General features: G+C 54.9%; 20 protein-coding genes and 1 pseudogene. 12 read left to right on the forward strand and 9 right to left on the reverse strand.

The window, feature by feature from the left end; all coding sequences use genetic code 11:
• Window positions 1-20 precede the first annotated feature (20 nt).
• Window positions 21-1,193, forward strand: coding sequence for a ferredoxin--NADP reductase (gene petH / locus BRW62_RS03935; protein WP_099798368.1), 1,173 nt, complete (start codon window positions 21-23; stop codon window positions 1,191-1,193).
• Between the two features lie 210 nt (window positions 1,194-1,403).
• Window positions 1,404-1,688, forward strand: a complete 285-nt coding sequence (locus tag BRW62_RS03940; protein ID WP_099798369.1) for a hypothetical protein — start codon at window positions 1,404-1,406, stop codon at window positions 1,686-1,688.
• On the opposite strand, the gene BRW62_RS03945 is transcribed toward BRW62_RS03940, so the two are convergent.
• The gene (locus tag BRW62_RS03945) at window positions 1,685-3,079 is read right to left on the reverse strand and encodes an isochorismate synthase (RefSeq protein ID WP_099798370.1); all 1,395 of its coding nucleotides are present in this window, start codon (window positions 3,077-3,079) and stop codon (window positions 1,685-1,687) included. The two genes, BRW62_RS03940 and BRW62_RS03945, sit on opposite strands and share 4 nt — an antisense overlap.
• Window positions 3,080-3,259: 180 nt before the next feature.
• On the opposite strand from BRW62_RS03945, the gene msrB reads away from it, so the two are divergent.
• From msrB to BRW62_RS03990, 9 genes are all read left to right on the forward strand, one after another.
• On the forward strand, window positions 3,260-3,670 hold the full coding sequence (gene msrB, locus BRW62_RS03950; RefSeq protein ID WP_099798371.1) for a peptide-methionine (R)-S-oxide reductase MsrB: 411 nt from the start codon (window positions 3,260-3,262) through the stop codon (window positions 3,668-3,670).
• A 30-nt stretch (window positions 3,671-3,700) separates the two neighbouring features.
• Entirely contained in the window at window positions 3,701-5,893 is a 2,193-nt protein-coding gene (locus tag BRW62_RS03955) for a PAS domain-containing sensor histidine kinase (RefSeq protein ID WP_099798372.1), read from the forward strand.
• A 345-nt stretch (window positions 5,894-6,238) separates the two neighbouring features.
• Entirely contained in the window at window positions 6,239-6,799 is a 561-nt protein-coding gene (locus tag BRW62_RS03960; RefSeq protein WP_099798373.1) for a cell division protein SepF, read from the forward strand.
• Complete coding sequence (proC, locus tag BRW62_RS03965; RefSeq protein WP_099798374.1) at window positions 6,792-7,595, forward strand: pyrroline-5-carboxylate reductase; 804 nt, start codon at window positions 6,792-6,794, stop codon at window positions 7,593-7,595. Before BRW62_RS03960 ends, proC begins: the two co-directional genes overlap by 8 nt.
• Window positions 7,596-7,602: 7 nt before the next feature.
• Complete coding sequence (locus BRW62_RS03970) at window positions 7,603-8,079, forward strand: hypothetical protein (RefSeq protein WP_099798375.1); 477 nt, start codon at window positions 7,603-7,605, stop codon at window positions 8,077-8,079.
• Window positions 8,079-8,966 carry a 4-hydroxy-tetrahydrodipicolinate synthase gene (dapA, locus tag BRW62_RS03975; RefSeq protein ID WP_198406149.1) on the forward strand — a complete coding sequence of 296 codons (888 nt, stop codon included), beginning with the start codon at window positions 8,079-8,081 and terminating at the stop codon, window positions 8,964-8,966. The genes BRW62_RS03970 and dapA overlap by 1 nt, the downstream gene beginning before the upstream one ends.
• 75 nt (window positions 8,967-9,041) lie before the next feature.
• Window positions 9,042-10,793, forward strand: coding sequence for a ribonuclease J (locus tag BRW62_RS03980; RefSeq protein WP_099798377.1), 1,752 nt, complete (start codon window positions 9,042-9,044; stop codon window positions 10,791-10,793).
• Between the two features lie 203 nt (window positions 10,794-10,996).
• The gene (locus tag BRW62_RS03985) at window positions 10,997-11,386 is read left to right on the forward strand and encodes a hypothetical protein (protein WP_099798378.1); all 390 of its coding nucleotides are present in this window, start codon (window positions 10,997-10,999) and stop codon (window positions 11,384-11,386) included.
• A 10-nt stretch (window positions 11,387-11,396) separates the two neighbouring features.
• A complete protein-coding gene (locus BRW62_RS03990) occupies window positions 11,397-12,944 on the forward strand; it encodes a YcjF family protein (protein WP_099798379.1) in 1,548 nt (515 codons plus the stop codon).
• Here BRW62_RS03990 and gcvT read toward each other — a convergent pair.
• From gcvT to folB, 3 genes are read right to left on the reverse strand one after another with little or no spacing between them, the layout of a single operon-like run.
• Window positions 12,941-14,023, reverse strand: a complete 1,083-nt coding sequence (gcvT, locus tag BRW62_RS03995) for a glycine cleavage system aminomethyltransferase GcvT (protein WP_099798380.1) — start codon at window positions 14,021-14,023, stop codon at window positions 12,941-12,943. The two genes, BRW62_RS03990 and gcvT, sit on opposite strands and share 4 nt — an antisense overlap.
• Window positions 14,024-14,043: 20 nt before the next feature.
• Window positions 14,044-16,101, reverse strand: coding sequence for a thioredoxin domain-containing protein (locus tag BRW62_RS04000; RefSeq protein WP_099798381.1), 2,058 nt, complete (start codon window positions 16,099-16,101; stop codon window positions 14,044-14,046).
• Window positions 16,098-16,484 carry a dihydroneopterin aldolase gene (folB, locus tag BRW62_RS04005; RefSeq protein WP_099798382.1) on the reverse strand — a complete coding sequence of 129 codons (387 nt, stop codon included), beginning with the start codon at window positions 16,482-16,484 and terminating at the stop codon, window positions 16,098-16,100. Before folB ends, BRW62_RS04000 begins: the two co-directional genes overlap by 4 nt.
• 7 nt (window positions 16,485-16,491) lie before the next feature.
• Here folB and cax point away from each other — a divergent pair, with 7 nt between their 5' ends.
• Window positions 16,492-17,568, forward strand: coding sequence for a calcium/proton exchanger (gene cax, locus BRW62_RS04010; RefSeq protein WP_099798383.1), 1,077 nt, complete (start codon window positions 16,492-16,494; stop codon window positions 17,566-17,568).
• Here the strand turns inward: cax and BRW62_RS04015 are convergent.
• The 5 genes and pseudogenes from BRW62_RS04015 to BRW62_RS04035 all read right to left on the reverse strand — a co-directional run bounded on the left by BRW62_RS04015 (window position 17,539) and on the right by BRW62_RS04035 (window position 23,908).
• Window positions 17,539-18,738 carry an NAD(P)/FAD-dependent oxidoreductase gene (locus BRW62_RS04015; protein ID WP_099799819.1) on the reverse strand — a complete coding sequence of 400 codons (1,200 nt, stop codon included), beginning with the start codon at window positions 18,736-18,738 and terminating at the stop codon, window positions 17,539-17,541. The two genes, cax and BRW62_RS04015, sit on opposite strands and share 30 nt — an antisense overlap.
• Before the next feature lie 11 nt (window positions 18,739-18,749).
• Complete coding sequence (locus BRW62_RS04020; RefSeq protein ID WP_198406150.1) at window positions 18,750-19,505, reverse strand: HAD-IA family hydrolase; 756 nt, start codon at window positions 19,503-19,505, stop codon at window positions 18,750-18,752.
• 3 nt (window positions 19,506-19,508) lie between these two features.
• Window positions 19,509-20,180 carry a photosystem II biogenesis protein Psp29 gene (gene psb29, locus BRW62_RS04025; protein WP_099798384.1) on the reverse strand — a complete coding sequence of 224 codons (672 nt, stop codon included), beginning with the start codon at window positions 20,178-20,180 and terminating at the stop codon, window positions 19,509-19,511.
• A 79-nt stretch (window positions 20,181-20,259) separates the two neighbouring features.
• Window positions 20,260-22,121, reverse strand: a pseudogene (gene uvrC, locus BRW62_RS04030) (excinuclease ABC subunit UvrC).
• A gap of 11 nt (window positions 22,122-22,132) precedes the next feature.
• Window positions 22,133-23,908 carry a M61 family metallopeptidase gene (locus BRW62_RS04035; RefSeq protein ID WP_099798385.1) on the reverse strand — a complete coding sequence of 592 codons (1,776 nt, stop codon included), beginning with the start codon at window positions 23,906-23,908 and terminating at the stop codon, window positions 22,133-22,135.
• Window positions 23,909-23,920: the final 12 nt, after the last annotated feature.

Below are 23,920 nucleotides of genomic sequence, written 5' to 3' on the forward strand. Positions count from 1 at the left end.
TTTTGGAGATGGTGTAACCAATGTATAACGCGACCAACTTTGGCAGTCGGGTGTTCCGCTATGAAGTGGTAGGACTGCGGCAAAATGCTGAAACCGATAAAACGAATCATTCCATTCGCAACAGTGGCAGCCAATTTTTTAACGTCCCCTATGAGCGCATGAACCAGTTTATGCAGCAAATTAGCCGCTGGGGAGGCAAAATCATCAGCATTCAACCCCTTGATGGCTCTGCTCCTTTACAGGCTAATACCCAGCCAACCCCTCCTAGCACTCCTGAAGCCGCTGCACCTCAACCAGCAAAAGAAAAGAAAGTTGATATTCCCGTCAATATTTACCGCCCCAACAATCCCTGTATCGGCAAAGTCATCTCTAACGAAGAATTAGTCAAAGAAGGCGGTGAAGGCACCGTCAAGCACATTGTCTTTGACATTTCCAACACCGATTTACGCTATCTAGAGGGTCAGAGTATTGGCATTATTCCAGCGGGCACCGATGCCAACGGCAAGCCCCACAAACTGCGCCTCTACTCTATTGCCTCCACCCGCCATGGCGATTACCTAGACGATAAAACCGTCTCGTTGTGCGTGCGCCAACTAGAGTACAAAGACAAGGAAACGGGGGAAACCGTCTATGGTGTGTGCTCCTCCTACCTGAACAAGCTGCAACCCGGAGACGAAGTCAAAATCACCGGCCCTGTCGGTAAGGAAATGCTCCTCCCCGATGATCCCGAAGCAACCATTATCATGCTGGCCACCGGTACAGGGATTGCCCCCTTCCGCGCCTTCCTGTGGCGGATGTTCAAAGAGCAGCATGCAGACTATCAGTTTAAAGGCTTAGCGTGGCTCTTCTTTGGCGTTGCCTACACAGCTAACATTCTCTACAAAGAGCAACTCGAAGAGTTACAACAGCAGTATCCCGATCACTTCCGGCTCACCTACGCCATTAGTCGCGAGCAAAAAACCGCCGATGGCGGCAAAATGTACATCCAGAACCGTATTGCCGAACACGCCGACGAACTATGGCAACTGCTTCAGAAGAAGAATACCCACGTTTATATGTGTGGTCTAAAGGGCATGGAGCCGGGCATTGATGAAGCCATGACCGCTGCCGCCGCGAAAAACGGCGCTGACTGGCAAGACTTCCTCAAAGGCACCCTGAAAAAAGAAGGTCGCTGGCACGTCGAGACCTACTAGACGTTCTGCCGCCTTGAGCCACCTAGGGGTTGGGGTAGAAGTATCTGCCTCAGCCCTGTGCACAGGCTCGCGCAAATTTGTCAGGATAGGAGTTAGAAGGGTTGAGAGATTCTGCATCTGTGGTGCCCCAATACAAAAATTGCTACTTCATCTGCACTGCGATCGCAATCTCTTTAGTATGCTGATGTTGACTCAACCGCACAACAACCTATGATTTATCCGCGTTTTCTGCGTACCGCCTATCGCAAAGAACCCATTTCTGCCTTTCTGGTGGTGATGGGGAGTGTCGATTTGGCCATTGGAGGGGCGGGGGGATATGGCGGGTTGCTGGTTGTGGGGGTTGGACTCATGGGCAGTGCACTTGTGTACCGTTGGTTGCAATCTCCACGGCAGCGTTCCTTACCGGAGAAAGTGGCACAGTATGCCCTGCCGCCCCAGTCATCGCAACCCCTGCCAATGCTGACGATGACTAAGAAACCGCCGCCACACCGCTAGGCAAGAGCCGATATCATTGCCTGTAGCTTTAGGAGGATTTCCTGCCACTCTCGCTCTGGCTCGGAGCCTTTGACAATTCCCGCTCCTGCAAATAAATGGGCGTACTGTCCCTGGAGGTGGGCGGAGCGAATCCCCACAATAAATTCACCTTCCCCTTGAGGGGTTACCCAGCCGAGGGGAGCGGCATAGCCATGACGGTCAAACTGTTCTAAATGGCTTAGCCAGTATCGTGCCGTGGCGCGGGGGTAGCCCGCCACTGCGGGCGTGGGGTGCAGAGCCGCAACAATCTCTAGGATATGGATGGGTTGGCAAACCCGTGCCTGAATCAGCGTTTGTAGATGCTGAATATTGCTCAATTCTAAGATCCGTGGCTCTGTGGAAAATTCACAGGTCATCCCCATCTGATCTAGGGTTTGGCAGAGAAACTCAACAATGACCTGATGCTCATGTCGCTCTTTGGGGCTATGGTACAGTCCGTGGCGTAGGGTTTGGTCTTCGTGATCGGTTTGTCCGCGAGGGCGCGACCCTGCAAGGGCATCTGCCCAAAGCAAGCCATCCCCGATGCTCACCAGTCGCTCTGGGCTGGCCCCTAAAAAAACATCCTGCCAATTGGAGCCGACGCTAAAGACGTAACAATTGCGGTACTGCTGGCGTAGGTTTTGCAGGGTGCCTAGCCAGTTAAAGCCAGTAGGGTGCTCAATGGTTGTGGTACAGGCAAGAACCAGTTTTTCTAGCAGCCCCTCGTCTAAGAGTTTGAGGGCACGGTTGACGCCGATGATGAAGGACTGTGATTGCTCTGCTAGGGAGGGAAGGGCGATCGCCAGTGGCGGGGGGGACGATACAGGTGTTTCAAGGACACTGGCCAGCGTGCTCCACAGCAATTGCCAGTCCTGCCACAGGGATACCTCAGAGCTGCTCAACCCGTCGAGGCGACCGTTTAGCGTTAGGAAGGCGTGGCCTTGGCGTTGAATAATTTGCCAGCGGGGTAAAAAAGCTCGGTTCATGGCGGTGGTCGCAGCATCCCGGAAGGCGAACTGGCAGAACACCCGTGGTTCCGCAGGGGCAGCCGCCCAAATATGGTTGAGGGTCTGTTCACTAAAGCCTTGGAGGGCTTGAAACCGCTGCTCTCCAGTGGCTACAGTAGCCGCAACTCGCCCACAGGCGGCAACAATCTCTCCGGGGTGAGGTTGCTCAATGTAAAAGTGATCCGTTTGGCCACTTGCGTGCATCAGTGCGGCCATAACTCTTAGGGGATCAATGGCCGGTAATGCTGCCCCAACGCTAAGGAACTGACATCCGGCTTGCTGGGCAGCCGCTATCACCCCACTGACATAGGTACAAAAGTCATGCTCAGACCATAGGTCAAAGGTGGGTGGCAGCGAAACGGGCATAACCAGACAAAAACGGCAGGATTGCCCTTACATTTTCCCCTTGGCGGGGAACCTTTGGCAAAGTTCTTGGCAACAGCTTGCCGGCTTACTCCTACCGGTGTCCTAGACGGAGAACCGTCTGCTGATTATCCTAGAGATTGAGATCAGCATTCGCCGAACGTTATCGCTCATGAGGAAATAATGGCTAAGGTGATAAAAACCGATGCGCAATGGCAGGCTCAGTTAACCCCTGAGCAATTTTACGTAACCCGCAAAAAAGGGACTGAGCGAGCCTTTACGGGCTGCTATTGGAACAACAAACAACCCGGTCTTTACCGCTGCGTCTGTTGTGGCACCCCGCTATTTCGCTCTGATACCAAGTATGATTCTGGGAGTGGTTGGCCGAGCTTTTGGCAGCCTGTTGATCCCCAGTCAATTCGTCTGGAGCAGGATCTGTCCCATGGGATGGTGCGTACTGAAGTGTTGTGCAATACCTGTGATGCGCACCTTGGCCATGTGTTTGAGGATGGTCCGCCCCCTACAGGGTTGCGTTACTGCATTAATTCAGCCTCCCTAGAGTTTGTTGCTGAATCAGCCGGTGCTTCTAGCTAGACCGTTCTTGGCTGCTGGAGTTCTCCACTGATGAGCAAGGGGCTGGAGCAACTGCAACGTCTAAACCGCATTTTAGTGCAACTGGCGCGGCGACAGCAGTTCCAAGAGGATAGCTTCGAGCAATTGCTCCAAGATGTCCTGAGTACCAGTGCCCGTAGCCTGAATGTGGAGCGGGTGAGCCTGTGGTTTTATACAGGCGATCGCCAAGAGATTGAGTGTGTCCAGTTATTTCAACACTCTGCCCACGTGTTTACAGCAGGCATGACGCTGGCGGCAGCGGACTATCCGCAGTATTTCACAGCACTGCAGCAGGAGCGCACCATTACCGCAGACGATGCAAGGAGTGATCCCCGTACACAGGAGTTTTGCACAGCGTACTTAGACCCTTTGGGCATTACCTCCCTCTTGGATGTGCCCATTTGGGTTGAAGGCAGAATGGTGGGTATTCTCTGCCATGAGCATATTGGTACTGCCCGCCAATGGACAGTGGCCGAAGAGCAGTTTGCTGCCTCCCTTGCGGATTTGGTGTCCCTTGCCATTGAAACCCGCGAGCGTCATCGCACCCTTGCGGCACTAGAGCAAAGCGAAGCCCGCCTTGCAAGTTTCTTTCAGGCCACCTCTGAGGCGGTGATTATCCACGAGCAGGGGCAAATTGTGGATCTCAACACGGCGGCGGAACAACTGTTTGGCTACACCAGTGCTGAGTTGGTGGGGCAGTCGGTCTTGGTGCTCACCCATCCCACGTCGCAGCAATTGATTTTAGATCGAATCCGCGCCCCCCGTGAGCAGCCCTTTGAAGCATTGGCTCGCACAAAAAGCGGTGAAACCCTGATTGTGGAAGTACAGGGCAAATGGATTACCTACCAAGGTCGCCGAGCGCGGGTGGTGGGGGTGCGCGATATTACCCAGCGGAAACTGGCGGAGCAGAGTGTGCAAATGGCGGCACAACGCCAACATCTCCTTGCGGAAATTGCCCTGCGTATTCGCAAAACCCTCGACCTGCCAGATATTTTGCGGACAACGGTGCTCGAAGTCCGCAATTACCTCCAAAGCGATCGCGTCTTTATTGCCTGCCTCAACCTTGGCTCCGGCCAAATTCGCATTGTCGCTGCGGCCATGGCACCGGAGTGGGAGACTCATTTAGAATTACTGCTGCACAATGGTCACTACCGCACGTGGCTGTTGCACACCAGTCAATCGATTTCTTGCCAGCCCCTCCCCGACGATGATCCTGCCCTAGGGGAGCTATATCGTCAGCATCATATTCAGTCTTGTCTATTAATTCCAATTCAACACGATTATTTGGGCGATCGCGTGCTTTTGGGGGTGCATCAGTGCAGTGCACCCCGACAATGGCAACCCTACGAACAGCAGTTTCTAGAGCAATTGGCTACCCAAGTGGCGATCGCCCTGCAACAGGCAGAACTGTACCAACAGCTTGCGGCACTGAATGCGAATTTAGAATACCAAGTGGCGGAGCGCACAGAGCAGTTACAGCAAAAGATGCGGGAACTGGAGGAACTCAACCACCTCAAAGACGTGTTTTTGCACGCGGTGTCCCACGATTTGCGCACCCCCGTCATGGGAACGATGATGCTACTCAATCACCTGTTGCACTCCCAAACTGGCGATAGTGTGGTTGTGCCCCGCGCGACGATTGAGCGCATTCACCAGAGCCAACAACGGCAACTTAACCTTGTAGAAACCCTTTTACACATCCACCTAGACAACAACCAGTCACTGCCGCTGCAATGCACCCCGACCTCTGTGGCCACCCTGCTGGAGCAGGTGTTAATTGACTTAAAACCGTTATTGGAAAAAAATAATACCCAGGTTCAGCAGCAGGTCAGTGACACCCTACCGCCTGCCAAGGTGGATCCTGAGCAATTGCGCCGGGTCTATGAAAACCTGATTACCAATGCCCTCAAGCATAATCCTCCGGGACTGACCCTCAGCTTTGGGGCGATCGCCAAGGACGGGATGCTCTACTGCACCGTTGCAGATAATGGGGTCGGCATTCAGCCCGAACAGCGTCCCCATCTCTTTGACCTGTACTACCGGGGTGCTGCGGCTCACCACCGTACAGGCATTGGCCTAGGGCTTTACCTGTGTCGGCAAATTATCACTGCCCATGGCGGCGATATTGGCGTTGAGAGTACCCCGCCTCAAGGGGCATGCTTCTGGTTTAGCGTACCGCTGGCTGACGCGTCAGACTTTATATAAATTACTTATATAAATTTATATAGACTTTAACTTATATAGACTTTGCCTCTAGTTATACACAACGTCACCCTTGACAAAGTCATGCAAAAACGGGAAACTTTAGGCCAAATCAATGTTTTTCTACAGCTTTGATGTAAAATGTCCAGCTAGGGTCTCTCATTGTTTTAGTCCCCAATTTGCTTTGGACACTTGTGCATAATGTCGCAGCCTCCTGCGCAAATTAGGATGTTGAAACACGAGATAGAATCTGGACATTAGCTTATTCTTTTGCTAATCCTTTTTGGCAAAAGAAGTCGGTTGTATTTTACCAACTCATAAATTTATTGGGAGCAATGGTGAGTCGTTATGTTGGGCAAACTACGTGACCTGATGGGTCTCACGCCAGACGGTGAAATCTATGACGAGGAATATCCTGACCCGTCAGTCGCTACAGGCACAAGTACACTGACGTTGGAATCACCCACAGAGTCAGGGTCAATGTCGCGTCCAACATTGGGTCACCATCCTGAGCCATCGCCTTCTCCTAGGATGGAGACTGCCTCTACCGGGTCAAATGTTATTGGTATGCCGAATGCAGGACGATGGTGGGGCGCCGTGGCAGAGGTCATTGTCATGCAACCCCGCAGCTTTAGCGAAATGCCAGAGGTGATCAAAGCCCTCAAAGAACGCAAATCAGTGGTGTTGAACTTGACCTTAATGGAAGCAGATCAAGCCCAGCGGTCAGTGGATTTTGTTGCCGGTGCCACATTTACGATTGATGGTCACCAAGAACGCATTGGTGAAAGTATCTTTCTGTTTACCCCCAACTGTGTCCAAGTGAGTACGCAGGTGGGAGGGGTGCGTCCAGCTACAGCACCGGTGGCCGCTTCCCCTTGGGATCTCCAGTCGCAGCCCCGCAGTGCCTAGTTCCTACTCCCTCGGTATCCTTGGTTGTGGTCGCATGGCAGAAGCCATGCTATCGCGGCTGCTTGCCAACGGCTATGGGGCAAATCAGGTCATTGTGTCGGCGCGATCGCCTGAGCGGCAAGCCTATCTCCATAGCACCTACGGCGTGACGGTGGCCAGTAATTCTGACGTTGCCGCTGCCCACACGGTTATCTTAGCTGTTAAGCCGCAGGTCTTTAGCGAGATTGAATCAGAGCTGGCAGATAGCTCTGTTGTGCAGCATCCCGGTACAGTCCTCTCGATCATGGCGGGGATTCCCAGTGCGCGGCTTCGTCGCCTGTTTCCCCAGCGGCTCACGTTTCGAGCGATGCCAAACACCCCCGCCCAAGTGGGAGCCGGCGTCATTGCCCTTGCTACCGACAGTGCCGCCACCGAAGCAGAGGTGGTGGCCGTTAAAGAGCTGTTGAGTGTTCTTGGGGAGGTGGTGGTGCTCAGAGAAAACCAGATGGATGCGGTCACTGCTCTTTCGGGGTCTGGGCCTGCGTTCATTGCCCTCATTGTTGAAGCACTCTGTGATGCTGGCGTGGCGGTTGGCCTGTCGCGATCGCTGACACAAACGCTAGTTTATGGCACAATAGCAGGCACAGTGAAATTACTCGACGAGCGCGAGATCCATCCGGCGCAACTCAAAGACGCAGTGACCAGCCCGGCGGGTACCACCATTGCGGGGATTGAGGTGCTAGAAACGGCTGGCGTGCGCGGAACCCTAATCCAAACCGTAAAAGCAGCCTATCAGCGTGCCCAAGCCCTCAACTGAATTGCCTATGACCAACCCCCACGCGAGCCCTGACCCTGATCCCCCACCCATCGAGGGTCTGGATGTCAAGGTGGTATTTATTTACTATTTCGCTTGGGTCACAGCCATTACTGCTTTTACCACGAGCCACGTTTTTCACTGGAGCCTATTGTCGCCCTTTCCCTACCGTTGGGGCTTGGCAGTGGGGACTGTTGCTGGCGTGGTGGCGGCCTACTGGAACCATACAACGATGCTGGCGTTACCCCTTGCAAACCCACGACAGCTACCGCGGCAGTTACAGGTATGGCTGACGGAGCATGGCTATGCCCTTGCAGACGCCAATGAGAATATGCAAATCTATCGCCCTCGGTTTTGGCACACGTGGCTCCACGGCACGATTGTTGTAGAATCCCTGAGCGATCGCCTGCGGCTCTATAGTCGCTCTGGCACTATCAAGCAGTTACGGCAGGATTTAGCCAAGGTTCTAGAGGAAGACCAACAGTGATGGATTTTGGGCGCGTTATTACGGCAATGATTACACCATTCCGTGCCGATGGCGCGATCGCCTACGATGTTGCTGCAGCACTTGCTGAGCACCTTGTGGCGAACGGCTCTGATAGTCTTGTTGTGTGTGGTACAACGGGAGAGTCGCCAACCCTGACATGGGAGGAAGAGTTTCAACTCTTTCAAACCGTCCAGCAAGCAGTTGCAGGCAAGGCCAAGGTCATTGCGGGAACTGGCTCTAACTCGACCCGCGAGGCCATTCACGCCACCACAAAAGCCGCAGAGTTAGGCTTAGATGGTGCTCTACTCGTCGTTCCCTACTATAATAAGCCGCCCCAAGAGGGGCTGGAGGCCCATTTCCGGGCGATCGCCACCGCTGTGCCCGAATTTCCCCTCATGCTCTATAACATTCCTGGACGAACAGGGCAAAACCTGCTACCAGAAACGGTGGTGCGCCTAGCGGAACTGCCCAACATTGTGGCCATCAAAGAAGCCAGCGGCAACCTAGATCAAGCCAGCGCCCTACGGTCACAATTACCCGACACCTTTCGCATTTACTCCGGTGATGATTCCCTCACCTTGCCCTTACTTGCCGTTGGTGGTTATGGTGTAGTCAGTGTGGCCAGTCATCTCGTGGGGATTCAACTACAGCACATGATTCAAGCGTATATTCAAGGTAATACTGCCACCGCCACCGCCCTACACTGTCAACTCCTGCCATTGTTCAAGGCGTTGTTTGTCACGACCAATCCCATTCCCATCAAAGCGGCGCTTGCTCTACAGGGGTGGAGCGTGGGAGACCCCCGACTGCCTTTAGTGGCCGCCAACGAAGGTGTCATCAACCAGATCAAACCAGTCCTGCTCTCTTTGGGCTTACTCAAACGCTGAGTCCCTAGATCACCAGCGACACGTTTGCGCCATCAAGCTTCTTAGTCATTTCATTCTTCAACTTAAAGGAGACTTATGAGTCAATCCGTTGCTAATGCCGCTCTGAAAATTATTCCCTTAGGAGGGTTACACGAAATCGGCAAAAACACCTGCGTGTTTGAATACAACGATGAAATTATCCTGCTGGATGCTGGGTTAGCCTTCCCCACCGATGGTATGCATGGGGTGAACATTGTCCTGCCGGATATGACCTACCTGCGGCAAAACCGCGACAAAATTCAGGGAATGATTGTTACCCACGGCCACGAAGATCACATTGGCGGTATTGCCTTTCACCTCAAGCAATTTGATATTCCTGTCATCTACGGGCCACGCTTAGCAATGGCGCTACTCCAGGGCAAGCTTGAAGAGGCAGGGGTGGCCGATCGCACGGAAATTCGCACCGTTCGTCCTAGGGATATGGTGCGCCTTGGCAAAAACTTCTTAGTGGAGTACATCCGCAATACGCACTCCATTGCCGATAGTTTCTCGGTGGCCATCCACACCCCCATCGGTGTCATTATCCATACGGGGGATTTTAAGTTTGACTTTACCCCCGTCGATGGTGAGTGTTTCGATATTCAGCGCCTAGCCGAACATGGTGAAAAAGGGGTGCTCTGCCTCATTAGTGACTCTACTAATTCCGAAGTTCCTGGCCATACTCCCTCGGAGCGATCGGTCTTTCCCAATCTAGATCGTGCCTTTAGTCAAGCGGCAGGCCGGATTATCTTTACCACCTTTGCCTCCTCGGTGCATCGCTTAAACATGGCCTTAGAACTGGCGCAAAAGTATGGCCGGGTTGTTTCAGTGTTGGGGCGCTCTATGCTGAATGTGATTGCCCACGCGCGACAGTTGGGGTACATCCACTGCCCCGATAACCTCTTTGTGCCCCTGCATATGATCCACAAGTACCCCGATCACCAAGTGATGTACTTGACCACTGGCTCGCAAGGAGAGCCGCTCTCGGCTTTGACCCGCATCTCCAAAGGGGAGCACAACAAAATTAAAATTCGCGAAGGCGATACCGTAATTCTCTCGGCGCACCCAATTCCAGGAAACACCATTGCGGTGGTGAATATGATTGACCGGCTGATGATGCAAGGGGCTAAGGTAATCTATGGCCGTGAGCAGGGAATTCACGTGTCGGGGCATGCCTGCCAAGAAGATCAAAAGCTCATGCTGGCCTTGACAAAACCAAAGTTCTTTTTGCCGGTGCACGGTGAGCATCGGATGCTAGTGAAGCATGCCCAAACCGCTCAGAGCATGGGGATTCCCCCTGAAAATATGGTGATTATTGATAATGGCGATGTGGTTGAACTCACCCGCGACTCGCTGCGGGTTGTGGATAAGGTACCGGCAGGCATTGAGCTGATGGATCGGGGGGGGCTGGTCAAAGCCCATGTCCTGCAAGAGCGTCAGCAGTTAGCGGAAGAAGGCATTATTACTGTAGCCGTTGCGGTAGGCAGTGATGGCAGTCTGAAAGCGGCGCCAGAAATCCATTTGCGTGGTGTGGTCACCCCCATTGAACCCCCAGCATGGCAAGCATGGGTACACGCGACGGTGGATACTGCCCTAAGCGATCGCTGGAGTGAGTATGCTCGCAACGGTGAAGTGGATTGGGCCGGCATCAAAGCACATCTAGAGCGCGAACTGGTGCGTTTAGTGCGCCGCGAGTTGCAAGGCAATGCCACTGTCTTGTTGTTGTTGCAGCCCATCGAGGTTGAGAGCAGCCCCACGGCGACAACCGGAATTCGTCGCCGCCGCAGCACGGCTTCCCTTGTGTCCTAATGAGCAGCATGGCAACCAAATACCATCCAATTAAGGATAGAGTGTTGCATTAGGCTGGGAGCAGCACCTAAGATCCCCAACTCCCCAATTCGCTAAGATCAAAAAGCTGAAGGATTGAAGGATGCACCACCGTTGTTGCGCTCATACGTCCTGCCCTGAATCCCTAACGGCATAGCATAGGTGGGGTACCTCGGAGGTTTTTGATGGAGCCGCCTGTCTTTGAACCCGTCGATCGCGAGGCGTTTACAAATCCCACGTTGCAGCGATTGTGGTTGTTTGTCTATCTGCTGCCCATTTTTGGCGTGATTCCAGCTCTGTGGCAGTTGAGCCAGCGCAGTGGCGATCGCCATGCTCGGCGAGTCAGTCGCTTAGCGGTGCTGATGGCCGTGGTCTGGGTGCTGGGGTATGGTCTGCTGAATGGGGCAGCGGCAGCTACGGAACTATCTTCGATCCCCCACGGGGTGGTGCTCTTGGCCAATAGTGTGTGGGGGTCGGGGTACTTTCTGCTGAATGTTTGGCTGATGGTGCGGCTATGGCGGGGGCGTTCCCTTGAGGTGCCGCTGCTGAGTCGGCTGACGAAGTACTTGCCCTAAGTCTGCTGCGATGACCCCTGCACGCTGGTTTTGGCTCATCCTTGGTCTGGGTGTCATTCTGGGGCTAATGCTCTGGCTGGTGACAGCGTTGCATTGGCTCTACATTCAGGTAGCGTTTACGACACCGTTCTTAGCCAATATTTTACTGTTACTGCTGATTGGCCTGCTGGGGGGGCTGCTCTACGTTTTCTTTCGTTATCTGTACTTGCTGAATCGCAAAGGACGGCGATCGCCCACCTTTCAGGTGCCAGCGGCCAAAACAGATGCCGCCGCCGAAAACCTGAAAGCACTACGGCAACAACTTAGCCAAATTGAAGACGAAGTGGCACGGCAAGCTTTGCTAGCCCGCGCTCGTGAGCTAGAGGACGAGTTTCATCGCCAAGAATTGCGGCTGGTAGTCTTTGGCACTGGGTCTGCGGGCAAAACCTCCTTGGTCAATGCCCTGATTGGGGAGATGGTTGGCGAGGTTGCCCCCACCATGGGCACCACTGAGGTGGGGCAAACCTACCAGTTTTGGCTGCCCTATACGGATCAAGAGATTGTGATTACCGACACTCCCGGAATTCTAGAAGCGGGGGTGGCTGGCACCTACCGCGAACAGATGGCGCGGCAACTGGCCGCCGAGGCTGATCTGCTGCTATTTGTGCTAGACGATGATCTGCGGCAGTCGGAATATACCCCGCTGGTGAATTTGGTGGAAATGGGCAAGCGATCGCTACTGGTGCTCAACAAAATGGACTTGCGCTCAGAAGCTGATCAACTGGCGCTGCTGAAACATTTACGGCAGCGGGTCAGGGGCCTCATTCCCCCGGAAGATGTGGTGGGGATTGCCGCCCATCCGCAGCCTGTGCGCTTACCCACAGGGGAGTGGCTGGAGCCAGAACCGCACATTTTGCCCCTCATTCGCCGCATCACCGCGGTTCTACGGGAGGAAGGGGATGATCTAGTGGCCGATAATATCCTCTTGCAATCACAGCGCCTCGGGGAGCAAGCCCGCAAAATTATTGATCAGCAGCGGCGACGACAGGCAGATAAGGTGGTGGAGCGCTATCAGTGGATTGGCGCTGGCGTGGTTTGTGTGACCCCAATTCCTGTGGTTGATTTACTAGCGGCGGCAGCGGTCAATGCGCAAATGGTAATGGAAATTGGCACAGTTTATGGGTGCGACCTCAATCGCGATCGCGCCCGCGAGCTAGCCCTTTCCTTGGGCAAGACCTTGGCGAGCCTTGGCATTGTCAAAGGAGCGATGGATTTAATTGCCACAGCACTCCAGCTCAGCGTGGGCGGAATGGTGATTGGCAAAGCGGTGCAGAGTATTACGGCAGCTTACCTGACGCGCATTGCGGGTAAAAGCTTTATTGAATACTTCCGCCACAATCAAGACTGGGGCGATGGCGGCATTAGTGAGGTGGTGCAGGAACAGTTTCAGTTGAATCGGCGGGATGAATTTATCCAGTCGTTTATTCAGCAGGCGATCGCCCGCTTACCCGCTCAGCTTGGGCAAGTCATTCCAGAGTCCTTCAAGCTCCCCCAAGAAGACCCCATGGCCGAGGATTAGCGAGGGCGACGGTAAAAGGGGCGTGGCACCACAACCGCAGGGACGTGGCGATCGCGCACCTGCACTGTCAGTTCACGCCCCACATTAGCAAACTCAGGAAAGACATACCCTAGGGCGATCGCATTGCCCAGTGTAGGCGAGAGGGTGCCACTGGTGACCTTACCAACCGCCTGTGCTTGCCAGTAGATAGGGTAATCGTGGCGGGCAATCCCCTTTCCTTGCAGTTCTAGCCCCACCAATTGGCGTTCAATTCCCTCCTGCTTTTGCCGTGATAGCGCCTCGCGCCCCACAAAGGTACGTTTTTGCCAATCAATGAGCCACTCTAACCCCGCTTCTAGGGGGGTGGTCTCCTCGTCCATATCCTGACCATAGAGCAGCATCGCCGCCTCTAGGCGCAGGGTATCCCGCGCGCCTAAGCCACAGGGAGTCACTCCCGCCTCTAAAAGGGCTTGCCAAAGGCGCTCACCCGTGTCGCTGTCCACCAGAATTTCAACGCCATCTTCACCGGTGTACCCTGTCCGTGCCACCCAAGCGGGCTGACCCAATATCTTCACCGCCCGGTGGCGATAGGGTTTAAGGGGGGCTAGGGAGTCTGCACAGAGGGGATCAAGGGTGGCTGTTGCTGCTGGCCCTTGGACGGCTAGTAGCACCTTAGTGGCCGATTCATCAACGATTTCACACTCAGGCGGTAAATAGCGGCGCAACCACGCCATATCCTTGGCCGCTGTTGCCGCATTAACAATACAGCGTACCGCTGCCTCCTCAATGTAGAGAATCACATCATCGACAATCCCCCCCGCCTCATTGAGCAGCACCGTATATTTGGCCTGACCGGCACGGAGGCGGCTCAGATCCGTGGGCACGAGGACTTGCAGAGCCGCGTGCACCCCAGCCCCGTGTAAAAGAAACTTACCCATGTGGGAAATGTCGAACATCCCCACTCGCTGACGCACGGCATGGTGCTCTTGCAAAATGCTGCTGTACTGTAGGGGCATCTCCCACTCGCCAAAAGGGGTAAAGCGGGCGTTCAGGGCTTGGTGTTGGGAAAATAGCGGTGTGCGGCGTAACGTGTCAGTCATGCAAACCTTGGAACTAGCATTCAATGGTGTAGATAGAGGGTAGCTAGGTGAGTATGGAGTTGCTCTAAGGTAAAGGCCGGTTCTCGACAGCGCAGGCCTTCGCAAACCAAGGCAAGGGGCTGCGGCTCGCCCTCGCTCAGCCGTTCCCGCAGTTTTAGCACAGCCGTGGGTAGCCAGTAGCCAGACACCTGATCCATTGTTTCGGCACGGATCTGAAGACTGACAGGGTACAGATACCACTGCAAGGCTGCAAGCAGGCTGGGACAACTTTGGGGAGAGTCCTTGAGTAACGCGCCAAAGTAGCGTAGGCTCGTCTCCGCTTTGGTTAAATAGGCCGGGTTGTCGGTCAGCAGAAAAAGCTGCACCAAGTTGGCGATCGCCACGCCATTGGCTGAAGGGGTGGCCTGATCAATTCCCTCGCGCTGCCGCAGAATTAAATCGGGTCGCTCAGGGGCATTGTAGTACCCCCCATCCGTCGCCCCTAGGTGCTGATCAAATCGATCCTGATAGTCACAGGCAAGCTCTAACCACGGGGTCGCGGCGTCCCCCAAAACCAGACTGGCTTGGTGCAAAGTAAGCAGTGCCTGAATCCAGTAGGCATAGTCTTCCGCTTGCGCTATTTCTGCCACCGCACCACCATAGTTCAAGCGATAGAGTTGATTGCCCTGTAACTGATGCTGGTGGAGCCACTGGGCGGCGCGTACGGCTCGCTGCCAGTACCCCTGATGCTGCCAGACCAAGGCCGCCGTGGCCAAGCCGGTAATCATCAGGCTATTCCAAGCGAGGATCATCTTGGTATCGGTGACAGGGGGAATGCGCCCTGGCCATGGCTGCCCCTTAGCGGTGCGGTTATCCGTGGCCACAGGCATAGACCGATCTTTAGGGGTGGCCGCCCCATAGCGAAGGGCAAACAGCGTATCGAGGACGGGGGCGATCGCCGCCGGATCCTCCCTGCGATGGCGAGCCTTCAAGACAATCTTGCCCTCAAAATTTCCTTCAGGCGTGATCTCAAAGTCCCTTTGCAGTTGGCTCAATTCCTCAGGGGATAAGTGCGCTGTCAGTTCGCCGTAGTCCCAGCAGTAAAATGCCCCTTCCTCCGGTTCTGAATCCACTGCTGAGCGGAAACTATCGGCATCCTGCGCCGCATAGAAGTAGCCTTGGGGTGCCGTCATTTCGCGGTCAAGCCACTGCACCGTTTGGGCAATGGCATAGGGGATGTGGGGGTGGCGATCGCCCTGCTGCCAGAGACGAGCTAGGTACGTGATGATCTGGCCATTGTCGTAGAGCATCTTTTCAAAGTGCGGCACCGTCCATTGGGGATCAACCGTGTAGCGATGCCAGCCGCCCCCCACATGGTCGTAAATTCCCCCCAAAAGGAGTGAGGTGCCCCGTTGGCGGCACAGCCCCTCCAGCCTCGCTGCCTCAGAACTCACCGCCACTCCCTGTAACAGCGCTTGGGCATAGGGAATCATGGGAAAACAGGTGCCGTGGGGGCGATCCTCAAGAATTGGCATAGTTTGGTGGATGCCGGAGCACAACAGATCACGATTCAGCTCTAGCTCTGGTGAGAGGTCGGTGGTCGGTGCTAGGTATTGCCACAGCGTTGCCTGCTGCGCCGCTAGCTTCTCTTTCTGTTCATCGTAAAACCGCCGTACCGCGTGCAGCACTTGCAAAAAACCAGGTCGCCCGTAGCGGGGTTGCAGCGGGAAATAGGTACCCCCATAAAAAGGGCGGCAATCCTGCGGTGTTAAAAAAATATTCAGGGGCCATCCCCCCTGCCCCGTCATCAATTGCAGGGCGTGCATATACAGGCTGTCAATATCTGGGCGCTCTTCGCGATCCACCTTAATCGGCAGAAAGTACTGATTGAGATAGGCCGCAATCTCTAAATCCGAGAATGCTTCTCCCTCCATGACGGTGCACCAGTGGCAACTGGAGTAGCCGATAGACAGAAAAATCACCCGATCTTCGGCGGCCGCTTTGGCCAGAGCCGCTTCCCCCCAGGGCCACCAGTCAATCGGGTTCTCGGCGTGCTTGCGCAGGTAAAGGCTTTGGCATTGGGCAAGGCGATTTGTCATGGGGCTTGGCGATCGCGCTCCAGTTCTACACTAATCTGTCCGGTAAAGTTAGGCACAGGGGGGGCTAGTTTGGTCACCCGGATGGCCGCTCGCTGCACGTGATCGGGCCTCAAGCAAAGGTCAACAATGGCGGTGGCCAAGGTCTCGATCAGATGAAATCGCTGCTGCTGCATCAGCTCGGTAATAGCCGCGAGCAGAGGACGGTAGTCAAGGGTATCCGCCAGACAATCCGTTTGGGCCGGTTGTGTCATATCAAACCAGAGCCTAATATCAATTTCAAACCACTGGCCGAGAATTTGTTCTTCTGGTAATGCACCAGTATAACCATAGCAGCGAATTCCTGAGAGGTGTAAGCAATCCTGATGTTTTTTCGTTGAGGGCATTCTATCCATGACGACGCAGCAAAAAATTCTCCTCGGGTTACTGATCTTTGTCCCTGTTGCCCTCTTAAACTTTATCTTCAAACTGCCGCCTATGGTGAGCTTTATCATCAGTGGCTTAGCCATTGTGCCCCTAGCTGCAGGGATTGCCAACGCTACGGAGGCCATCTCGGAGGTGATTGGCCCGACCCTCGGTGGCCTGCTCAACGCCACCTTTGGCAATTTCACGGAAATGATTATTGCGATCGTGGCACTGCGGCAGGGCTTGGCAGAGGTGGTTAAGGCCAGCTTAAGCGGTTCGATTATTGCCAACTTACTCCTTGGCTTGGGGCTGGCCATCCTCGCTGGCGGGCTGCGGTTTCGTGAGCAGCAGTTTCCGGTGGCGGTTGCCCGCATTAATGCCTCCTCTCTCACCTTGGCGCTGATTGTGCTGATGACCCCCACTGCCATTCAAGCCGCTGCCCCGGGGGTGTCGCTGCAACTGGTGGATCACTTCTCCTATGCAGCGGCTATTCTCTTGCTGGTGTTCTACGGGTTAATGCTGCTGTTTTCTATGAAAACCCACCGTCACCTGTACTTACTCAATGAGGTGGCCGGTGTTGAGACCCATGAACCTGAAGCGGCAGTCAATCTCAAGCTTCAGATTGGCATTCTGTTAGGAGGTACCATTCTCTTGGTTTTTGTGTCTGATGTGTTGGTGGACAGCCTTCAGGAAGCAATTACAGAAGTGGGGCTAACCCAGCTTTTTACGGGGGTGTTTCTCATTCCCATTTTCAGTAGCGTGGTGGAGTTCATTACCTGCGTTAAGTTTTCTCTCAATAACCGCATGGAAGGGGCAGTGGCAGTCGCCATTGGCTCGAGCTTACAGATCATTTTATTTGTGGCACCCGTGCTGGTGTTGGTTGGGTGGCTCTTGGGTCAGCCCCAGATGAACTTGAGTTTTAACTTCTTTGAACTGGTGGCGGTGGTTGCCGCAGTGATGATCACTAACTCCATTAGCAATGATGGTGCCACCAACTGGTTGGAGGGGGTGCTGCTACTGATGACTTACTTAGTGTTAGCGGTAGCCTTCTTTATCCACCCCTGAGACGATCTCGATGAGGGGACGTGTCACCCAGTTAAGAGCGACTTTGAGTTGGTGCTCGAGGGTGGGCATCCGGTAGAGATAGGTAAGACGGCGCGCTAGGTAGGCAAGGGGGCCATCCAAGGTGAGACCCAGCCCTGAGAGGGCGGCGCGATCGGTGCCTAGGGTTAGCATTTCGCCCAAGTGGGAGTAGCGCAAGGGTAACAGGGGGCGATCGCTCAAGCTCGCCCAGAGATTCCAAGCGGCATAGTCGGCCTGCTGAAAGGCTGCTTGGGCTGTATGGGGAAGCACCTGCCCCTGCTCATCAATGGCATCGGCGGCATCCCCAAGGGCAAATATCTCTGGATGATCCACCACTTGTAGGGTGGGGGTCACCTCTAGGCGGCCACTGGCGGTTTTGGGTAACTCTAGGTTGGCAATCAGGGGAGAGACAGCCGTGCCCACGGTCCACAGCACAATATCCACGGGCAGCTCATCCACCCGGTCTTTGTACTGAAGGGCAATGGCACTGGGGTGAACCGCTACAGGGGTGGTTTCCAAATCAATCCAAACGCCGCGGTCTTCCAGCGCCGCCAAGGCAGCTTTACGATTAAACTCGGGCGAGGCTTTAAGAATGTCGGTGTTGCGATCCACTAAGCGAATGCGCCCCCGACTGCCAAGGCGTTCCGCTAGCTTGCAGGCCAGTTCCACACCACTGGGACCCGCGCCAACCACCACAACGCGGATTTTGTCAGTGCTAGATTGCTCCCGCAGGCGCAGTTGTTCTTCCAACCGATAGGCATCGGCTAAGGTACGAAAGGTGAGGGCATAGTCCCTGACTCCAGGAACGGTATTGTGCGGCGTGTCGCCCCCCAGTGCCAGCACCAAGGCGGTATAAGGGATGACTTGGGTGTCGTTGCACTGCACGGTTTTCGCACTTAGATCAATTGCGGTGACCGTGGCTTGATGAAAAATAACGGGGGTATCCTTGAGCACTTCCACAAAGGGAGGCGCAATTTCCCAAGCCTGTAGCTCCCCCGTCAGCAATTCGTAGAGCAGGGGGGTAAAGACAAAGCGATCGTGCTGATCCACAAGGGTTAGGCGCGGTGGCGTGTCCCACGGTAATTGACTGAGACGAAGAGCCGTGTAAAGGCCACTAAACCCACCGCCGAGAATACAAATTTGTTGAGTCACGGGTGTTCCGATCAAGATGTAGCGCTACAGCCCAGTATAGCGTTCAATTCCCTGAGGTCGGTAATTTGCACAACGCTGTTTGGGTGCTCGATCCCGCTATCCGGCAACAGAGGGGTAGCGCGACGCAGCCAAATGGGCTGTAATTGTGCAGCTTGGGCACCTAAGACATCATCCTGCCAACTGTCGCCAATGTGCCATGCCTGCTGCGGGGAAATGCCGTAGGGGGCGATCGCCCGCTCAAAGATAGCCGGATCCGGCTTAGCAGCCCCCACCTCACTGGAGATAACAACGGCGCTGAAAAAGGGAGCGAGTCCTAACTGCTTTAGCAGACCGTACAGGCGGCTATCAAAGTTGGAAATGATAACAAGGGGAATGCCCTGCTGATGCCATAATTCCAGAACGGTGGACACCTCAGGGTACAGATGCCACGGCGCCGCAGTGGCGTAGTAGCTAAACACCGGTGCAAAAAAGCCACGGAAATCCTCAAACTGGTCTAGCACACCAGCGCGGGCAAAGGTATCGGCGGCCACGGCTTGCCACCACGCAAACTCAGCCCTTGGACGATCCGCTGCTGCTACGTGCGCAAAGGCACAGGGAGGAGCCGCCTGAAAGGCGCTAAAGAATGCTTGATCGAGGGCAGCGGCACTGACGCTTATGCCCCCCTTGGCAGCAAAGCGGGCATATACGGCACCGACGGATTCCTTTAGGCCAAAGAGAGTGCCGACGGCATCTAGGGCAATTAAGGTGGGGGTAGGTAAGGCGATCACGGCTTAAGCGGGTGCATCGGAGCTGGTGTCAATCCTATCCGTGGGTGCTGGCTCAACACTGGCGCGTCGCTTGCGTTCTTGCTCAACTAGCTCCTGCATTAAGCTACGGGCTTGACTCATTTTTTCTAAGTTACTGCGATAGAGTTCAAGGTCTCTTTTCACTTTTTCGATAGGGAGGCTGATGACGGGAGCCAGTTGGTCTAAGGTGTCGTTGAGGTTGCTGGTGAGGTCTCCGGCCAACTGCTGTAGGAACCCATAGAGGCCGATCGCCAACAAGCGGCTATATTTGCCGTCTTCTTTGAGGGAACTCAGGGGAGCACCCACCTGTTCGCTCTGGAGTTGCTCAATGATCTGCTGTAGGGGCCACCCCTGATACTGTTGCCAACTGGCGGCATCCGCTTGGAGTTGTTGGGAATCTAGCTCCTCGGCGCGGCACAGTGCTTCAAAAATATTGGCGCGATCGCCCTCGGGGCGGTAGCCCTCCATAAATTGCTCGTAGGCTGAAACGACCCCTAGGGCAAACAGCGGGGAATAGCGAAACTCAACATTGACCCGCAGCAGGTGAAGCTCCACCAGTAATTCCTCAATGAATCGGCGATAGATGGAGTGAATGGGGCGAGTGTGCGCTGCGTAAAACGCGCGTTTAGTATCAGAAACCGTTCGGGGAGTTTGCACAAGCTTGGGGTCACAAAAATGTTATGAATCTTTACCATTATCCCTTAGCGGTAGCAGCAGGGTCAACAGCCGCCACAGCTCACGAGGGATGAAAGTAGCGGTGAATTTTTTCGGCTAACCGTGGACCAACCCCATGCACCTGAGCCAATTGTTCTGGGGTGGCCATGCGAATATAGTCAATAGAGCGAAAGGTAGCTAACAACTCTTTTTGCCGTTGATGCCCCAAACCGGGAATCTGATCGAGGTGCGATCGCCGCTGGCGCTGGGCGCGTTTTTGGCGATGAAAGTTTAGGGCAAAGCGGTGCGCCTCATCCCGCACGCGGCGCAGCAGTTGCACCCCCGGCTGCTCGGGGTCTGCGGCAAGGGGGTGGCGGGCTCCGGGGCAAAAAATCTCCTCCCGCTGTTTTGCCAAGCTAATGACCGTTAAATCCTCGAGAATTCCCAGCGGTTCAAGGACGTTAATGACCGCCGCAAGCTGGCCTTTACCACCATCAATGAGAATCACATCCGGCCAATCCTCAGGGTCAGGTGGGGGTGCATCGGTCTGAGTATAGGGGGCAAAGCGGCGTTGCAACACTTCTGCGAGGCTGGCAAAATCGTCGGAGTGGCCAAGGGTGACCTCAGGATGGCGAATGGTGTAGTGACGATAGTGTTGCTTAGCGGGCAAGCCATCGATAAAGACGACCCGCGATGCCACGGCATCCGCTCCTTGAATATGGGAAATGTCATAGCCTTCAATGCGATGGGGCAAGGTCGCTAGATTGAGGAGGGCGGCCACATCGGCAAGAGCCGCTTGGGTGCGATCGCCAGCCTGTTGAATCCGCTGTAGCTCAAGTTGGGCATTGCGCTGCACCATCTCAATCAGTTCGGCTTTGCCTTGGCGCTGGGGAACCGTGAGGGTCACTCGCCGCCCTTTTTTTTGGCTGAGGTAGGCCTGTAAGGGGTCTGGCTCTCCTAGGGGATACTGCAACAGAATTTCACTGGGGATCTCCACCGCTTCGACGTGGGCATAGTGCTCTTCTAGCACCCGTTGTAGAATCGCCGCCGGCGAGCCGCTCTGGGCGTCGGCCAAAAAGCCTAAGCGCCCCACCAACCGCCCGCCGCGAATTTGAAACAGTTGAATGGCGGCATGGCGATCGTCGTGGGCTAGGGCAATGGCATCGCGAGACACCGTATCATCTGGCAAGGCAACCTTTTGATCCACCCCCAACGACTCCAGACCGCGAATTTGATCCCGCAGCCGCGCCGCCAGTTCAAAGTTCATGACCTCAGCCGCCCGGTGCATCTGCTCTTGCAGGTGTGCCACCAGTTCGCCGGTGCGGCCTTGAAAAATCATCGCCACCTTGTGGAGGGTTTGCCGATACTCTTGGGGGAAATGAGTCCTTGGCAGACCCCCGGACACCGTCCCATATCATAGTTGAGACAGGGGCGATCCTTAAACAAGGGACGCGGACGCTGCCGTAGCGGAAACAACCGTTTGACTAAGGCGAGGGTTTGGCGCAGCCGTTGGCTATCGACGTAGGGGCCATAGTAGCGATCGCCGGGGGCACCTACGTGCCGCTTACGGGTAATAAAAATGCGGGGATAGGGGTCTGACCAAGTAATGCAAACGTAGGGATATTTTTTATCGTCCTTGAGCAACACGTTAAAGTGGGGCTGGTGTTGCTTAATTAAATTAGCTTCTAGGGCAAGGGCTTCGGCTTCTGTGTCGGTGACGATATACTCAATATCTGCCACCTGATAGACCATGAGTTCTAAGCGTGACCCAAGCTGCGCCGGTTGACGGAAGTAAGAGCGCACCCGCGATCGCAACCGTTTGGACTTGCCAATGTAAATAATTTGATCGGTGTTGTCCTTGAGCAAATAAACCCCCGGCTCTAGGGGAATCTGCCGCAGTACCTGATCGAGGCGATCGCGATCTTTGATCAACGGATCAAGCATCGCCGCTCCCCTTAGAGATTCTGAGCCGTTGTTCCCAGCCATGCCTCGAGGTGGGCACGCTGCTCTGGCGTTGCTTGGGCACTGCACCGCAGCTGGTAGTGGGGCTGGGGCGGTTCTAGCACAAGGGTGCCCGAGTGCAATCGTTGATCATGACACCACGTTACCTCAACGGCTTGCCCTACCTGACACTCGCGGAGGTAGTCTGACCACTCCTCCCCCTGTACCCGCCAACCATTGAGGGCAATAATTTCGTCTCCGGGCACTAACCCTAAGGCTTCCGCTGGGGAGTGGCGCAGCACAGCTTTGATGTGCAGTGCTCCCCTGTCTTGCTTAAACTGTAAACCGGTGTAGGGGAGGGCGTCTTGTGCCACCAACTCCAACCCCACTTGGCTGAACCAATCCCCTAGGGGCAGGTCATCGGTACCGTCGAGGAACGCCTGCCGCCAGCTCTCTAAGTTTTCATCCGCTACCGTTTCAATGGTCTGCCATAGCTCGTCGGGGGTATAACCGGCTTGGGTGTCACAGAACTGCTGCCACAATCGCCGCAGTACATCCACAAGGGAGCGCTGATGGTTAAAGTTGAGACGAATGCGCAAATCCAACAGTAAGGCAACAAGTTCTCCCTTAAGGTAGTAAGACATCTGGGAGTTGAGGCTATTTTCGTCGGGGCGATAGAGCTTAATCCACGCATCAAAGCTAGCCGCTGTCAACGACTGCACGTGGCGACCGGGGGTCTGGAGATAGCGGTTAATACTTTGCCCAAGGAGCTTCAGGTAATGACTGGCATCAAACACCCCCGCCCACAGCGGAATCAGCTGATCTAGATAGCTGGTTACCCCTTCGACAAACCAGAGGCTGGTGGTGTAGTTCTCATTGTCGTAGTCAAACTCTGCTAGGGCTTGGGGACGAATGCGCTTCACATTCCACAGGTGTAAAAACTCGTGGGCAACCAAGCAAAGGAAACGACGATACTGATCTGGTTGCTGGAACCCAAAGCGATCAAACAACAATGAGCAACTGTTCGCGTGCTCTAGACCGCCATAGCCTTTGTGGGTTAGGTGCAAAATAAACACGTAGCGATCGTAGGGCAGCCCCCCCAAAAGCGCTGCTTCGGTACTGATGATGCGCTGAAGGTCGGCGATCGCCCGCGTTGGCTCAAAGTTACCCTCTCCCCAGACCGCTAATTCGTGGGGTTTGCCTGCCACCTCAAAATAATAAACAGAGTGCGTCCCCACTTCAAAGGGGCTATCGACAAGCTGATCGTAGTTTGCCGCCCAAACCGTGAAAGGATCCTCTCCCCAAGGATCAAGGGGAGTCGTTAGCCGCCAATGCGGCGGGGCTGTCACCGTTACCGTCAGGGGACGATCTCGATACTCTGGAGCGTAGAGGCACACCGCCGCAGGATTAAAGTAGGCATGGCTGCGATCAACATGATTGGTGCGTACCGATAGCTCGTGGGCATAGATGGCATAGCGCACTTGGATCGCCTCCCCCGGAGAGCATGCCACCTGCCACTGATTTTTGCGGCACTTCCACCATTCCCGCGGCGCACCATCGATAGTGGTAACAGCAAAACTCTCAAGATGGCGGGCGTATTCCCGTACTAGGTAAGAACCGGGGGTCCAAACGGGTAAGTGTAGTGCTAAGACATCACTCTGCGGTGCCGTCAGCCGTAAGGTCACCTGTAAAAGATGAGTATGCCCCTGCTGGCAATCAATGAAATAGGCAACTGCCGGAGGCTGAACCGACCCTCGGGATACGGAGGAGCCAATCGTCGTCTGAGTCATACCCCTAGTTTA

It is taken from the genome of Thermostichus lividus PCC 6715, from assembly GCF_002754935.1.
GTDB classification, from domain to species: domain Bacteria; phylum Cyanobacteriota; class Cyanobacteriia; order Thermosynechococcales; family Thermosynechococcaceae; genus Thermosynechococcus; species Thermosynechococcus lividus.